General features: G+C 52.0%; 12 protein-coding genes and 1 tRNA gene. 6 read left to right on the plus strand and 7 right to left on the minus strand.

Features of this window, described 5'->3' with window-relative positions:
* Nucleotides 1-61 precede the first annotated feature (61 nt).
* The gene (locus tag GW590_RS10900) at nt 62-733 is read left to right on the plus strand and encodes a GntR family transcriptional regulator (RefSeq protein WP_169403083.1); all 672 of its coding nucleotides are present in this window, start codon (nt 62-64) and stop codon (nt 731-733) included.
* Nucleotides 734-757: 24 nt separating this feature from the next.
* Here the strand turns inward: GW590_RS10900 and GW590_RS10905 are convergent, their stop codons facing one another.
* Together GW590_RS10905 and GW590_RS10910 are read right to left on the minus strand one after the other, a co-directional pair.
* Entirely contained in the window at nt 758-2,083 is a 1,326-nt protein-coding gene (locus GW590_RS10905; protein WP_169403084.1) for a Zn-dependent hydrolase, read from the minus strand.
* On the minus strand, nt 2,080-3,297 hold the full coding sequence (locus GW590_RS10910; RefSeq protein WP_169403085.1) for a pyridoxal phosphate-dependent aminotransferase: 1,218 nt from the start codon (nt 3,295-3,297) through the stop codon (nt 2,080-2,082). Before GW590_RS10910 ends, GW590_RS10905 begins: the two co-directional genes overlap by 4 nt.
* A gap of 118 nt (nt 3,298-3,415) precedes the next feature.
* Here GW590_RS10910 and GW590_RS10915 point away from each other — a divergent pair, with 118 nt between their 5' ends.
* From GW590_RS10915 to GW590_RS10930, 4 genes are all read left to right on the plus strand, one after another.
* Complete coding sequence (locus tag GW590_RS10915) at nt 3,416-4,285, plus strand: LysR family transcriptional regulator (protein ID WP_169403086.1); 870 nt, start codon at nt 3,416-3,418, stop codon at nt 4,283-4,285.
* A gap of 356 nt (nt 4,286-4,641) precedes the next feature.
* Complete coding sequence (locus tag GW590_RS10920; RefSeq protein WP_169403087.1) at nt 4,642-4,827, plus strand: hypothetical protein; 186 nt, start codon at nt 4,642-4,644, stop codon at nt 4,825-4,827.
* Between the two features lie 71 nt (nt 4,828-4,898).
* A complete protein-coding gene (locus GW590_RS10925; protein WP_169403088.1) occupies nt 4,899-5,927 on the plus strand; it encodes a hypothetical protein in 1,029 nt (342 codons plus the stop codon).
* Nucleotides 5,928-6,313: 386 nt separating this feature from the next.
* Nucleotides 6,314-8,038 carry an ABC-F family ATP-binding cassette domain-containing protein gene (locus GW590_RS10930; protein ID WP_169403089.1) on the plus strand — a complete coding sequence of 575 codons (1,725 nt, stop codon included), beginning with the start codon at nt 6,314-6,316 and terminating at the stop codon, nt 8,036-8,038.
* A gap of 56 nt (nt 8,039-8,094) precedes the next feature.
* Here GW590_RS10930 and yghX read toward each other — a convergent pair whose 3' ends face one another.
* From yghX to GW590_RS10955, 5 genes are all read right to left on the minus strand, one after another.
* A complete protein-coding gene (gene yghX / locus GW590_RS10935; RefSeq protein ID WP_169403090.1) occupies nt 8,095-8,982 on the minus strand; it encodes a YghX family hydrolase in 888 nt (295 codons plus the stop codon).
* Between the two features lie 174 nt (nt 8,983-9,156).
* Nucleotides 9,157-10,482, minus strand: a complete 1,326-nt coding sequence (locus GW590_RS10940; RefSeq protein WP_169403091.1) for an MFS transporter — start codon at nt 10,480-10,482, stop codon at nt 9,157-9,159.
* Nucleotides 10,475-11,635 carry a mandelate racemase/muconate lactonizing enzyme family protein gene (locus tag GW590_RS10945; RefSeq protein WP_169403092.1) on the minus strand — a complete coding sequence of 387 codons (1,161 nt, stop codon included), beginning with the start codon at nt 11,633-11,635 and terminating at the stop codon, nt 10,475-10,477. The genes GW590_RS10940 and GW590_RS10945 overlap by 8 nt, the downstream gene beginning before the upstream one ends.
* A gap of 296 nt (nt 11,636-11,931) precedes the next feature.
* Nucleotides 11,932-12,852, minus strand: coding sequence for an alpha/beta hydrolase (locus GW590_RS10950; RefSeq protein ID WP_169403093.1), 921 nt, complete (start codon nt 12,850-12,852; stop codon nt 11,932-11,934).
* Nucleotides 12,853-13,053: 201 nt separating this feature from the next.
* Nucleotides 13,054-13,129, minus strand: a tRNA-Asn gene (locus tag GW590_RS10955).
* A 185-nt stretch (nt 13,130-13,314) separates the two neighbouring features.
* On the opposite strand from GW590_RS10955, the gene GW590_RS10960 reads away from it, so the two are divergent.
* Entirely contained in the window at nt 13,315-13,458 is a 144-nt protein-coding gene (locus GW590_RS10960; protein ID WP_169403094.1) for a hypothetical protein, read from the plus strand.
* The last annotated feature ends 1,128 nt before the right edge of the window (nt 13,459-14,586 follow it).

Raw genomic sequence — 14,586 nt, forward strand, 5'->3', positions numbered from 1 at the left:
AAAGCATGGCGGGCATTCTTGCCTGCCTTTTTTATCAGTCTTGTTAATGTGAAATGACACCATGGATCCCATCAAAAGTACCTCTGACTTGATCGGTGAGCGCGAGCAGAATCTCAGCAGTAAGGCGTATGAAGTCCTGCTGAAAATGCTGATAAATCGGGAGTTACCGGTTAATACGGTACTTCAGGAAAGGCGTCTGGCTGAGCTGTTGAATATTTCGCGTACGCCGGTACGCGATGCGCTCAATCGGCTGGAAAACGAAGGTTTTATTATTCGCACCGGCGGTCGTACACCGGTAGTAAAAGAGTTTTCAATTCGTGAGTTGATTGAAACCCTGCATGTGCGCCGTACGCTGGAATCCGAGGCGGCCAGCCTGGCAGCCGGGCGGGTGCCGACGGCGGAGCTCGACGCCATTGAGGCCGGTATCCGCAAACTGTTGGCCGATGACAGTCCCAGCCCGCAGGAAGACTGGGAAGTGGACAGTCGCTTGCATAGCGCCGTGGCACAATACAGCGGCAATCTGCTGTTGATGCAGTATATCGAAAGCCTGCGGCTGAAAACGCGGATGTTTAATATGCGCCAGGTACCAGAACGTTTTCTTAGTGGCCACCAGGAGCATCTGGAAATTATTGCCGCGTTACGTAACGGCGACGGTGAAGGGGCACGCGCAGCAGTCGCGAAACATATTGATAATGTTCGTGAAAGCATCGTTCGCCGACTTAGCCAGCTGTGATCGCCACAGGGCGCTAATGGCAGCTTAATAGCTGACATCGCTTTGCTTGCCGAGTACAACGCCGGGACCACAGCGAAGTTTTAACGCTTGTGCCAGCACCCGCGTTGCTGCGGCAAAATCGGGGAACGCCATGCTCTCTTGCGGATTGTGGCTGCCGTTGGCATTACGCACAAACAGCATGGCGCTGGCCACACCTTGCGCGGCAAACAGCGCGGCATCGTGACCGGCTCCGCTTTGCAGCGTCATGGCGGAAACCTGTTGCTCAATGGCTGCGCTTTGCAGCAATTGTTGCAGTGAGGGATCCATCGCTGCGGGCGCACTGCGCGTTTGCTCGCCGAGATCAAAGGTCACACCATGGCGGGCGGTGATCTGTTGCAGACGATGTTGCAGACGCTGATCGATCAACGACAGCGTCTGCAAACTGCGTGAGCGAAAATCGACGCAGAATTTGACCTCTCCGCTGACTTTACTGAAATCTGCCTGCTGCGCATCGGTGGCGATTTGCCCGTGGGTGACCGTCAACTGATGACCCTGTTGTTCCAGCTCCATCCAATCCTGATACAGACCGGTGACCAGCTCGGCGACGGCGACCACCGCATCTTGACGATGCAGGCGTGGCGTGGCACCGGAGTGGGCATAACGTCCGCTGGCGCAGGCCTGGCGATAGCGCAGGCTGCCGCAGATACCGGTGACAATTCCCAGCGCCTGACCGGCATCTTCGAGGATCGGGCCTTGTTCGATATGCAATTCGATAAAACAATTGATGTTGTTGGCATTCAGCCAGGGTTGCTGCAATACCAGACGATCGGCATCGCCGCCAAAATCGGCCATATGTGCCGATAAAGTGCGTCCGGTATCAAAACGGCGAACCTCAATGGCTTCCACCGGGATCAAACCAAATGCCGCTTTACTGCCCAGGTAGGAGAGGGGGAACCAGGCGCTTTCTTCGGCACGAATGGCCATCACGGTAACATTGACCCCCGGTTGATAACCCGCCTTGGCCCAGCCGATCAGAATGGCAATACCGGCCAATACTCCGGCGGCACCGTCAAAATTGCCACCGCGTGGCACCGAGTCAAGGTGTGAACCAGTCATTACCGCCGGTGCCTCACCATCGCGCCCGGGTAAGGTCATATAAAGATTGAGTGCCGCGTCGCGAGTGACTCGCAGCCCGTGCTCTTCGGCGATGCGGGCCAGCAGTTGATGGGCCAGATGCTCGCCTTTGCCATAAGAATCCCGGGTGATACCCACGCCGTCAAAGCTCATTTCCCTGAGTTGCTCGAACAAAATACGGGCCAGCGCAAGGTCTGGTTCAGCTGTTGGAGAGAGAACAGGGAGTGGGGTATTCAAAGCAGGGCCTCGCAAGCATTGACCATTAATTGACAGGCACGGTTAACATCATCATCGGCAATACTGTACGCCAGACGGAAGTAAGGTGCCATGCCAAATGCGCTGCCGGGAACCACGGCAACCCCGGCGTGTTCCAGGAAATATTCGGCGACGTCGAGGTCACTGTTAAGTATTTTTCCGGCCGTGGTCCGTTTCCCCAGCAGCTTTTCGCAGCCGACAAACAGATAAAAAGCAGCCGGAGGAGTATCAACCTGTAACGCCGGACACTGGCGCAGGATGGCCAGCGCGCTATCGCGGCGGGTGCGCAAACGAGCACACCACTCGGCGAGCAGATCCTGCGGACCGGTCAGCGCGGCAATGGCGGCTGCCTGGGCGATAGCGTTGGGACAGGAGGTACTCTGTGATTGCAATATCGCCAGCGCGCTGATTAGCCACTCAGGACCTGCGGCAAAGCCAAGACGCCAGCCGGTCATGGCGTAGGTTTTCGACACGCCGTTAATGGTCAGGGTGCGATCGGCCATCTGCGGTACCGCGCTGGCAAAAGAGGCAAACTTGCCTTCATAAACAATATGCTCATAGATATCGTCGGACATTACCAGCACCCGTGGATAATCTTTTAGCACTTCGGCCAGGGCGCGCAGCTCTTCTGCACTATACAGTGCACCGCTCGGGTTACCCGGCGAGTTCAGCAACAGCCAGCGGGTTTTTGCTGTCAGTACCGCGGCAAGCGTGGCGGGTGTCAGTTTAAATCCCTGATTGGCGGCAGGCACTATCGCCACCGGTTCGGCACCGGTCAGACGGATCATCTCGGGATAGGAGACCCAGTAAGGTGCGTTGAGGATCACTTCATCGCCAATATCCAGGGTGGCGAGAAAGGCATTAAAAATGATCTGCTTGGCCCCGGTGCTGGCAATGATCTGGCGAGGCGAATAGTCGAGCTGATTATCGCGTTTAAACTTTTCAATAATCGCCGCTTTCAGCGCCGGGGTGCCGCCGACGTCGGTATAACGGGTTTGCCCACTGCGCATTGCCGCAATGGCGCCGTCCTGAATATGCGTCGGGGTATCGAAATCCAGTTCACCGGAACTCATATTGATAATATCTCGGCCTTCTGCGGCCAGACGACGTGCCAGCTGTGAGATCACCAGCGTGACCGACGGTTTTAACACGGCCAGTCGGCTGGATAATTGTCTTTCGGGCTGAGCAGAATTCATCGATATCTCACGGGTTGCATTATCAGGGGATAGGTGTCAATTTTTAACCATCGTATCCTCGATGAAAAGCGAATAATCTTGCTATCGAGCTCAAATAATATTGATGAATGGAGAGGGGATGATCCGTGAACTGACTACCCTGCTGGCGGTGGCACGTTATGGCACTTTCGCCGCTGCCGGGCAGCAAATTGGCCTGACACAATCGGCGGTCAGTGCCCAAATCCGTACGCTGGAGCAGGCCGTCGGGCAAACGCTGTTTGACCGCACCGGTCGTTCCGCATCTCTTAATGCTGCCGGCTTGCGCGCTTTGCCGCTGGCCAATGAGATTATTGCTACCTACCAGCAGCTTTGTCGCCCTGAGCAAGGAGAACTGCTGCGCGGAACCGTTACCCTGGGAGCCATTACCTCGGTACTAAGCGGCCTGATGCCAGCGGTATTGCTGGCCTTGCGCCAGCAGGCACCCCAGTTGGAAATGAAGCTGTCACCGGGTATGTCGCTGAATTTGCTTACTGCCGTGGAGGCGGGGGCTCTGGATTTGGCGGTGCTGGTTAAACCGCCTTTTCCATTGAATAAAGATCTCTTTGCGCAGACTTTACAGCGCCAGGCGTTTGTGTTGATTTGCCCGCCGGATACGGCGGATGCTCACCCCTTGAATATTTTGCGCAACCAGCCTTTTATCCGCTATAACCGCAGCTCTTTTGATGGCCGTCTGGTGCAGCAGTATTTGCGTCAGCAGCAGATTAACGTTGAGGTTGCGCTGGAGCTTGATGAGCTGGATGCCATTGTCAAAATGGTCGAAGTCGGGCTGGGGGTGTCGCTGATCCCCAGTGCCGGACTCTGGCTGGAGCGAAATTCTCCGGTGCGTATTATGCCGTTGGGCGATGCTACTTTTTATCGTGAAGTGATCATGGTGATCCGCCAGTCGCAGCGTCAATTACCCTTGCTGCAACAGGTCCAGCGCTGCCTGCAGATGGCAAAGGCAAGCTAAAGTATTTTATTCTTACGCGCATTTATCAGCATGGATTAAAATCCATGCTGATAATCAGCACAATAGCGTCATCATTTTTTAGTTATAAACCAAGAGGCAATATATTACCGATTTTTTATTATTTGCACGATGAATAATTTACTGCCGTTAAAGGTTATTTGCTTTTTATTTATTGTGGGTCTTCTGGGGTTGTAATCTACATTTTATGCCAAAAAAATCGATAAATTTAGCGACTATTTGATGTAAGTCATGGGTTTTTGGTTAAATAGCCATGTCGATGAACCATTTTGCAATTGTTTCTACTAAATTTATGAGGCTGCAATTATATAACTTAACTTAAGGAAAAGGAAAGAAAAGTGATTACATTTAACCTGAACCATATTTCCCCTATTACCCATCAAATGGCTGAATTAGCCAAGCTGAAAATGGCGCAGCGCGAAATAGATAATTACAAGGGGGTTGGCAGTTTTTTACCCAGGAGTGAACATAGTCGACATAAAATTTCATTCGGCTTAGAAGTGTTAAAGTTACGAGAGAAATAAATCCGCGATAATTACTTTATTGCCCCATGCGACTGATAATATAAAAGTCGTAAAAATAAAGGAGTGATACGATGGATCTCGGGCGTGTTAATTTCTCTCTGGTTTCCTGTGAATTGAGTAAAGTGGCATTGCCCGTTAAATCTAATGGCGTAGAGGTTAATGCTGACGATAACAGACAATATATCGAAGCGCGAGCGGCAGAATGGCAGGCTAAAGAGAAGATAGTCATGCGTGTGGTTCGCGAGATGAGCGCGTGGATCAATGCTGCAAAGTGCTACGCTAGTCCAGGACAGGAGCAGGTGCTTGCGATCCTGCTGCTGCAATATAATAACAAGGTTGAGCAACTTTCTCGCGAAGTGGATGCCATCACTCAACAATTAAAAAACAATCCCTCGAAAGTGGATAAACGGCGCTATTTAAACGAAAGGATCCGCAAAAACTGTCTGCTTACTCAGTTAATCAATAAAAGAATAAAAATTAAAACATACGATCACCCTGGTCTGGATATTGTTGGCTTAGAGCACGCTTTTATCTATACGAGTCCAAGATTTTTTTATTCTCTAAACAAAATAATTACTTCTCTGGGGCAGTTTAAAACATTTTTAGCGGCAGTGGAAATGGAAGCGGGTTTTTTTAGTGGGCCACTTAATACCCTGATTGTGCAAATGGAAAAACTCAAGAGTGAGTGGCAGTCGATGGTGGAAAAAAGCTGTCAGTCCAATAAAACGATACAACAAAAAATGCCAGGGGCTTATTTTAAAAAATATGACAGCTATCTGCAGAAGGCTTCGGGTTCGATTGATTTACTTTACCGGCATAGTAAAGCGCTTAATGATTTTAAAGAATATAATTCTTTATGTTTCGAACTCTCGCGAACCAAAGAGAATTATCATAATGTTCGCCAACTGCGCGACAAGTCTCCTCATCTGCGTACCCTGAAAAGTAAGCTGCTTAATGATTATTTACTGGCCGACGCCAAGCTGGTTGAGCAAAATGAAAAATGGCAAAAAAACCTCGAAGAACCCGGCCTGATCGCCAGTCTGGTGGCGAAACCGTCATATATGGTAAGCCGGCGCGGCAAACAGCTTCTTCAATGCTGATGGTTATTTTGCCTGTGCTTCGACTGGCCCGTGACGGGAAAACAATTTATTAGTATTTTGGCATTGACTGATCATCGATCGTAGATAAAATAAACAATGTTTTATTGGTCCTGCGGCAATGGCTGCTCACAAGGCAGTACCACAGCCGCTCCCTCAACCAACTAACTTAAAAGGAGGATAAACTATGCAGCTGTGTGACTTGATCGAATACTCACACTTCTTTGGTAATCAACCTTGCTCAAGCGTTTCCGGCCTCGTGCTGCGATAACCTCTGCTTGAGCGAAGAACACTAAAGATTTTACTCCGCACTTCTCTCCGGCTTTCCGGGTTGTCGTCAGCGTTTTTTGACGACAGGCATCTTAATGCCTGTAACTCTGGATTAAGCAATGAGCACTATACTTTCAGCCCAATCTCTCTCTTTTGCTACCCCTTTCGGTCCTTTGTTGACAGATGTTTCCCTGACCCTAAAAAAAGGCGACCGTATCGGGTTAATCGGCCATAACGGTAGCGGCAAGAGCACCTTTTTGCAGCTGTTATGCGGAGCGCTCACCCCGGGCACTGGCAGGGTAGTCCGCGCGCAAAACAGTCTGCTGGCAACCATTGAACAGCACCTGCCCGCCACGCTCAATAACGTGACAGTACTTGATGCCGTGGTAGAGCCGCTGTCAGCAAGCGAGCGTATCACCGAGCGCTGGCGTGCAGAACGTTTGCTGGCTTCGGCGAATTTTTCCCCCGCGATTTGGCAGCAGCCGGTAAACACCCTAAGCGGCGGCCAGCATACGCGCTTACTGCTGGCGAGGGCGCTGATTCGACAGCCTGATATTTTGCTGCTTGATGAACCGGGTAACCATTTGGATCTGCCAACGTTACTGTGGCTGGAGTCTTTTCTCCGCACCTGGCGTGGCAGCTTTATTTTGGTTTCTCACGATACCTCGTTGCTTGATAACGTCACCGAGACTACCTGGATTTTGCGGGATAAAACGCTGCACTGTTTTAATTTACGCTGCAGCGCAGCACGGGAGGCTCTGGTACAGCGTGATAAAACGGATACCGAGCGTCGCCAGGCAGAGCAGCGAGAAATTGATCGCGTGGCAAAAAGTGCCAATAGATTAGCCGTCTGGGGGAAAATCTATGATAACGAAGGTCTGGCCCGTAAAGCCAAACAGATGGAAAAACATGTTGATCGTTTAAAACAGAATCAGACACAACTGGGGGAGATGGCTGCATGGCGACTGAAATTGAACGGTGAATCGCTGGATGCCAATCGGGTTTTAGCATTGAATGCCGTCAGCGTCAGGCCTGCTGACGAATCTAAACCACTGTTTACACTGGATAATTTGCAGGTGAAAAGCGGTGACCGTATCGCACTGGTGGGCCGTAATGGCTGCGGAAAGTCTTCATTGCAGCGGTTGTTATGGCGATCGCGGCAGCAGCAGGAGCCTGGTGTAGTATGGCACCCACGTGTCAGAGTCGGATATTACGACCAGGGATTGCAGCAGTTAAGGGATAACGACAGCCTGATTGAAGCCTTAAACACCTTTGCGCCGCTGTCGGAGGACGTGCGTAAAATGGCATTGATTGCTGCCGGATTCCCTTATCTTCGTCATCAGCAGAAAGTGGCCTCCCTGAGCGGGGGAGAGCGTTCACGTTTGCTATTTGTCGGCCTCAGTCTGGCAAGATATTCACTATTGCTGCTCGATGAACCGACCAACCATTTAGATATGGCAGGCAAAGAGGAATTGGCGGCGACATTGTGTCAGTTTACCGGCGCGGTGATCCTGGTTAGCCACGATCGAACTCTGATTGAGCACAGCTGTAATCGTTTTTGGCTGGTGGAAAATAGCAGTCTTACGGAGTGGCACGACCTGGTACCGGTCTATGAGCGGTTAGCGGGCGGGCATGCCAAGTCCGAAGAAGTGGCAAAAGACGGCTTACTATCAGGGGGAACAGAAGATACCGACGATCAGGATCGGTTATTAATCCGCTTGTGCGAGCTGGAGCAGCGGTTAGAACAGGAGCGACAGCGTAAAGCCAAACATCAAAAGCCGGCATTGCAACAGCAGCTTGCTGCAGAGTTACGGGCCATCATGCAGCAACTGGGTATCGATTGATAAGAGACCACTTACCGGAGGGCATCACTGTACTTAACCGGTGATGCCCTCTGGCACTATAGCAAATAGCGTTTAAACCAGCCGATGGTACGCTCCCAGGCCAGATCCGCAGCGGCTTTGTCATAGCGCGGCGTCGAGTCATTGTGAAAACCGTGATTGGTGCCGGGATAGATATACCCCTGGTAGGTTTTTCCCGCGGCTTTTAACGCCGCTTCATAGGCAGGCCAGCCTTCGGTGATGGCCTTATCCAGTTCGGCATAATGCAACAGCAACGGCGCCTGAATACGTGCAACGTCTTCGGCCCTGGGCTGGCGGCCATAGAAAGGCACTGCTGCTGCCAGTTCGGGGAAGGCCACCGCTGCCGCATTGGCGACGCCGCCGCCGTAGCAAAAGCCGGTGATCCCCACTTTGCCACTGCTGTCCGGGTGGTGGAGCATAAAATCGACTGCTGCAAAAAAGTCATTCATTAGCTTGCCGGGGTCAACCTGCTGTTGCAGCGTTTTGCCCTGCTCATCATTGCCCGGATAGCCACCCAGCGAGCTGAGTCCGTCCGGGGCCAAGGCAATAAAGCCAGCTTTGGCCACCCGGCGTGCCACATCCTCAATATAGGGATTTAATCCGCGATTCTCATGCACCACTACCACCGCCGGGGTTTTGCCCTTGGCTGCCGTCGGACGCACCAGATAGCCTCGTACCTGACCATTGCCGTTGGGGGAATCATAGTGAATATATTCGGCAAGGATCGCCGGATCGGTAAATTCCACTTGCTGCGCCAGCGCATAATTGGGGCTCATGTAGCTGAGCAGCGTCATCCCGGCCATGCCACCGATGGTGTATTTGGCCGCCATGGAAAGGAATTCGCGCTTGGTGATTTTGCCGTGCGCGTAATAGTCATAAAGTTCGAGCAAGGCAGGGGGGAAATCTTTGGCAGTCAGACGTGGCATAACGGCTCCTGAGAATGCAAATAGGCAGTAAGCGGGCAAAGCTTACAGCTAAAATATAGACGTTATGGACAGATACACAGGGTATATCTGCGAAGGCTGCCAATATTGATATTGCGCAAGGGGGGAGATAGCCCTGACGAGCTTGTGGACCGTCAGGGCGCAGGCTAAGCGTGATTAATGCTCTATCAGTTTATTTTTCATTGCCGGGGCAACAGGTTGCTTGCCAAGTAACGCATTGACTTTGTTTTGCCTTACCAGCACCGCCATAAACAGAATGCCTAATAGTGACAGGCAACTGGACAACAAAAAGGCCGACTGATAACCGCCACCATATTGGATTAAAAAACCGGTAATGCTGGGCGATAAAATACCGGCCAGGTTGGCCAGTAAGTGGACAAAACCACCGGCGGTACCAATACGGTGTGCCGGGACAATATCTTGCAATAACGACCAGCAGGCCTGTGGAGTCATATAGGCAAAAATACTGGCCACGGTGATCAGCGCCACGGCCCCGGCGGTATTACGTGTATAGGCCGTTAACATTACGCAGACTGCGGCGATCAGCAGCCCGCTAAAGATCACCGCCTTGCGTGAGAACAAAAAGTTGCCGGTGCGGCGATATAAGGCATCGGCAACAATGCCGCCGCCAATAAAACCGATAGTGGCACCAATCCACGGCAGGATGCCGATAATGCTCATGCTTTTGATATCAAGATGCTGAAAGTCGGTGAGATAACTTGGTAACCAGGAGAGAAAGAAGTATTGGATATAGTTAAAACAGAAAAAGGCTGCTGCCACGCCCAGCACCGGTTTGGAAAACACGTAGTACCACAGGCTGTGCTGATCCTTGCCATTACTGTCTTGTACCCGTCGCGTCGCCGGACGCCCTTCGACAATCAGCTGCCGTTCTTCGGCCGAGACGCGGGCGTGTTGTTCCGGTTTATCGCGAAACAATAGCAACCAGGCCGCCAGCCAGACAAAGCCGAGCAAGGCAATAACAATAAAGGCAATACGCCAGCCAAAGTGCAGCCCGACCAGACCGACAATTGGCGCGGCAATGGCGGCGCCCAAGGGTTGGCCCGCATTGGTAAAGCCGACCGCGCGACCCACTTCATTTTTGGGAAACCAGTTGGAGATCGACTTGTTGGTGGTGGTGCCCATCGGACCTTCACCGATACCAAACAGGATCCGCACCACCATCAGATGACCAAAACCGGTGACCAACGCCGTGGCACCGCAAAACAGTGACCAGATGGCGGCGGCAAAGCCAAACACCTTGCGCGGACCAAATCTATCGGCCCCCCAACCGCCAATAAAGCAGAACAGGCAGTAACCGACAAAAAAGGCGCTAAACAGGATCCCCATCTGCGCATCGTTAATATGCAGGTCCCCTTTGATTAACGGCGCCATTACCGATAACGCTGCGCGGTCAAGATAGTTAAGCATGCCGGCAAAAAACAGTAACAGGGCGATAATCACCCGATATTTTGATTTAATCATTATGCTTCACCCCGCCTACTGATTGCTGCTGATAACTGATGCGATACTGTGCCAGCACTGCCGGATCGGGTTCAAAGCCGAGACCCGGCTGCGCGGATAAAGTCATCTCCGGGGAAAAATCGAGCTGCGGATAAAGCAGCGCCTGCCACTGGATATAAGGGACTTCCAGGCTGACCTCGTCATCGAGGGTTGCAACAAGCTGTGCGGTGGCCATTAATCCGGCACCGTAGTAAAAGCAGTGGGGGACGACGCGAGTCTGATATTGCTTGCCCAGTGCAATCACTTTCAGCATGGCTGTGATGCCGCCCACTTTACTGACGCTGGGTTGCGCAACGTCAATGGCTGCTTCTCTGAACAGTTCAACAAAGCCTTGCACCCCTGCAGCGTTCTCACCGGCTGCAATGGGTGTGCCTTGCTTGCGGACTTCGACCAGACCGGCGATATCATCCGGTGGCCATACTGGCTCTTCCAGCCAGCCAAGCCCCAGATGCTGCAAGGCCAGTGCCTGTTGACTGGCTTCTTCCACCCGCCATGGGCAGTTAACGTCGACCCTTAATTCGGCATCGGCGGGCAGCACCTCGCGGGCAGCGGCAATGGCGGGGTAGGCGGTTTCATGCAGCTTGATAGCGCGAAAGCCTGCCTGATAGGTGCTCAACACTTTGGCGGCGACCTGTTCGGGATTATTGCTGTAACTGACCAGGCTGGCATACACCCCGATACGCTGACGTTTGGCACCCAACAACTGCCAAAGTGGGAGCTGACGCGTTTTGGCCAGCAGATCCCATAGGGCGATATCAATGGCGGAAAGGGCAAACATCACCGGGCCGGTACGACCAAAGGCGTGAAAATGTTGTTCAGCTTGTTCCATCAACTGGGCGATGCCGACGGGGGATTCATTGCAGGTTTGTCCAAGAAAAAAACGCCCAACCAGGCCATTGAGCGCACATTCGGTTAGCGGATTGCTGAGATGACCAAAGCCTTCTCCCCAACCTTGCAGACCGCTGTCGGCGGTGATTTTAACCAGTAGCGTTTCCATGGCGCTAAGCTCTGGTGCCGCCGCGTTGTAGGCACTGTGATCCTGGCCGCTAAGCTTTTCTCTACCGCTACTAAAGGGAATAGCAACGCGCATCACTTCTATTTTGACTATTTGCATCTGGCGAACCTTGTGTAGGGCCCCGCAACACTCTGTTTTTTAGCAATGACAGAATTGATAAAGCAGGGGGTAGATCGACTATTTTATTTTTATCGTCAATGACTCTTGGTGGTTTATTGGTCATCTTAATTAGTCTAAATTGCGTTTAAAAACCGGGTAACGGGCAGGTGCCTGATTTTTTAGCGGTGTATTTCAGGATAGTTGGGCAAATGAATAAGCAAGTGAGAGGGGGATCACGAAAGTGCCGGAGGAAACGGCACAGAGAGCTATCCTTTGCGCCGTTGTGTGCCAGATTTCTACGCCTGTTGCAGCCAGGCTTTGTAACGTAGTGGCCACTCTACCGTTGGAGTGCCGGGTTTACCCATGCCAAAACCATGACCACCGGAAGTGTAGCGGTGCATTTCTACCGGCACCTGTTGGCGCTCGCAGGCGGCCGCCATAATCAGTGTGTTGTGCGGATCGGAGATCGGATCATCCTCTGCCTGCACCAGAAATATCGGCGGTGTTTGCCGGGTAACAAAGTTCTGCACCGAGTATTCGGCATTTTGTTCATTACTGGCATGTGGCCCGACGAGGACCTTATGCGTTGAGGTGTGGGTATAGGGTTCTTCAAGCGTAATGACCGGGTAAATCAATGCCGCACTGTCGGCATGAGCGGACATGCGGTCTATAGCATCTTGTTGTGGATAGGAACGGAAATCTGCACGGGTTGCGGCCATTCCCAGCAAATGCCCTCCAGCGGAGAAACCCAACAGGCTGATATGTTGTTCCCGGCCACGCAGGATGCGTAACGCGCGCTGTGCGTCCTGCAGGGCGACAATACTGCCATCCCGCCACCCTTCGCTCGGCAAGCGGTAAGTCAGTACGTAGGCGGTGTAACCGAGTTTGGTTAGCCAGTCGGCGGCTGGCCAGGCTTCCTGTCCCATTTCCATGCGTTTATAACCACCTCCCGCCGCGATCAGTACGGCCCTGCCATTGGCGCGTTGTGGCTGGAATACCCGCAACGAAGGCTGCATCACATTGCTCAATGCACCTTTGGCCGATAACGACTCGCTACCCGATGGGCCACCGCCACCGGGCGGCGTCCCTCGCCATAATGCAATATCGCTATATGGCGTGGAGGGGAGCTGTGCCGCTAAGTTGCCTGCCAATACGTTCCTTGCCGGGATGGCCACCATTGCGATGGTCGATCCCAGGATAAACTGACGACGATTCATAAAGAGTTTGGCTCTGAAAGGGAAGGTAAGGCCGATCACAACATAGAAAGCAGAAGAAATATTGAGGGTTTTATTTTTTAAATATTGTTTTTGTAAGCAGAGCTTGCATACCAGGGCAATGAATGTTGATCAGAGAGAAAGGTGTGACTCTCTGAAATGCCAAAAGCCCGCTTAAGTTTCCTTAAGCGGGCTTTTTAAATTTGGCTCCTCTGACTGGACTTGAACCAGTGACATACGGATTAACAGTCCGCCGTTCTACCGACTGAACTACAGAGGAATTGTGTTAACGGGGCGCATAATAAACAGCGCGCGGGGAAGTGTCAACGGGAAAAATGCCAGCCGCGAGCAACTGCATATATTTAGGTCAAGATGATGATTTACTGAACATTTTATGCTGGATTTATCGCTGATTTTAGTCATGGACCAGGTATATGGTTTATTAACTATGAGGTGTGGGCTTAAATGGCAATTTTGGGTTTTAAAGTCAACTTCAACTTCAACTTCAAGGTCAACTTCAACTTCAAGGTCAACTTCAACTTCAAGGTCAACTTCAACTGCATTCGCTGCGCTCACTGGGCGGCGGCCCAGAGCGCCTCTATCACTTAAGTGGCAATTTTTACTTAAAAGTCAATCAACTGCGAGGAAAAGGTTTCGGTTTTAATTGCAAATTTACTTTTAACTTCAAGGTCAACGTCAACTGCATTCGCTGCGCTCACTGGGCAGCGGCCCAGACCGCCTCAAGGGTGCACCAGGGCCTGCACCCTTGAGAATCCCGGGCCCTGTCCAAATTGATATGTGTCGTGCCCTCGGTTCGAGTTCTTTCCAGTGACCCCTGCGCGTGGCCTAAACCACGCCGCTGCGCGGTCCCTTCACTCGGTCGCGAGCCAAAAGCGTCTCGCTCCACGTCGCTCAGCGTAGGTTTTGAATCGGCCAAGCGGCATTTACTGAAAAACCGGCAACATTAAAGGTCAACTGCAAAAGGCAAAAAGACAAAAAGACAAAAAGACAAAAAAGACAAAAAGTTTGCGGCTGAAACGGCACGGTGTGCATAGTTGGTTGGCACATTCAGAGACGGCGCCGCGCGAAGCGGAGGGAGACGTTTTTGGCTCCCGACCGAGCAAGGGGACTGCGGAGCAGCGCGGCTCGTGCCACGCTCGGAGTCACTGAAACATAGCCGGTAATAGGCAGCAGACGAATCAAAGACACCAAAAGGCCCAGGATTGTTAAGGAGCGGGCCAGCGCTCCTTAACTCGGTTCGGCACAGTCGGTTAAGCTGCCACTGCTATTATAAAACCGAAACAGCTCCTCATAGCTAATTGATTTTAAGCCACAAATTGCCATTTAAGCCAAACCGTATGGTGTGCATAGTTGGCTGGCACATTCAGAGACGGCGCCGCGCGAAGCGGAGGGAGACGTTTTTGGCTCCCGACCGAGCAAGGGGACTGCTGAGCAGCGCGGCTCGTGCCACGCTCGGAGTCACTGAAACATAGCCGGTAATAGGCAGCAGACGAATCAAAGACACCAAAAGGCCCAGGATTGTTAAGGAGCGGGCCAGCGCTCCTTAACTCGGTTCGGCACAGCAGGTTAAGTGGCCACCGCTATTATAAAACCGAAACAGCTCCTCATAGCTAATTGATTTTAAAACTATAAATTGACACTTAAGCCCAACCCGAAACAGCTCCTCTAAAGCCAATTGGTTTTAAATAACAATTGCCATTTAAGCCCAACCCGATA

Source organism: Rouxiella aceris (assembly GCF_012933545.1).
Taxonomy (GTDB): Bacteria; Pseudomonadota; Gammaproteobacteria; order Enterobacterales; family Enterobacteriaceae; genus Rouxiella; species Rouxiella aceris.

Coding starts and splice junctions, on each gene's coding strand:
- GW590_RS10900 (WP_169403083.1), top strand. CDS start 62: ATGGATCCCATCAAAAGTACCTCTGACTTGATCGGTGAGCGCGAGCAG.
- GW590_RS10910 (WP_169403085.1), bottom strand. CDS start 3,297: ATGAATTCTGCTCAGCCCGAAAGACAATTATCCAGCCGACTGGCCGTG.
- GW590_RS10915 (WP_169403086.1), top strand. CDS start 3,416: ATGATCCGTGAACTGACTACCCTGCTGGCGGTGGCACGTTATGGCACT.
- GW590_RS10925 (WP_169403088.1), top strand. CDS start 4,899: ATGGATCTCGGGCGTGTTAATTTCTCTCTGGTTTCCTGTGAATTGAGT.
- GW590_RS10930 (WP_169403089.1), top strand. CDS start 6,314: ATGAGCACTATACTTTCAGCCCAATCTCTCTCTTTTGCTACCCCTTTC.
- yghX (WP_169403090.1), bottom strand. CDS start 8,982: ATGCCACGTCTGACTGCCAAAGATTTCCCCCCTGCCTTGCTCGAACTT.
- GW590_RS10940 (WP_169403091.1), bottom strand. CDS start 10,482: ATGATTAAATCAAAATATCGGGTGATTATCGCCCTGTTACTGTTTTTT.
- GW590_RS10945 (WP_169403092.1), bottom strand. CDS start 11,635: ATGCAAATAGTCAAAATAGAAGTGATGCGCGTTGCTATTCCCTTTAGT.
- GW590_RS10950 (WP_169403093.1), bottom strand. CDS start 12,852: ATGAATCGTCGTCAGTTTATCCTGGGATCGACCATCGCAATGGTGGCC.
- GW590_RS10960 (WP_169403094.1), top strand. CDS start 13,315: ATGGCAATTTTGGGTTTTAAAGTCAACTTCAACTTCAACTTCAAGGTC.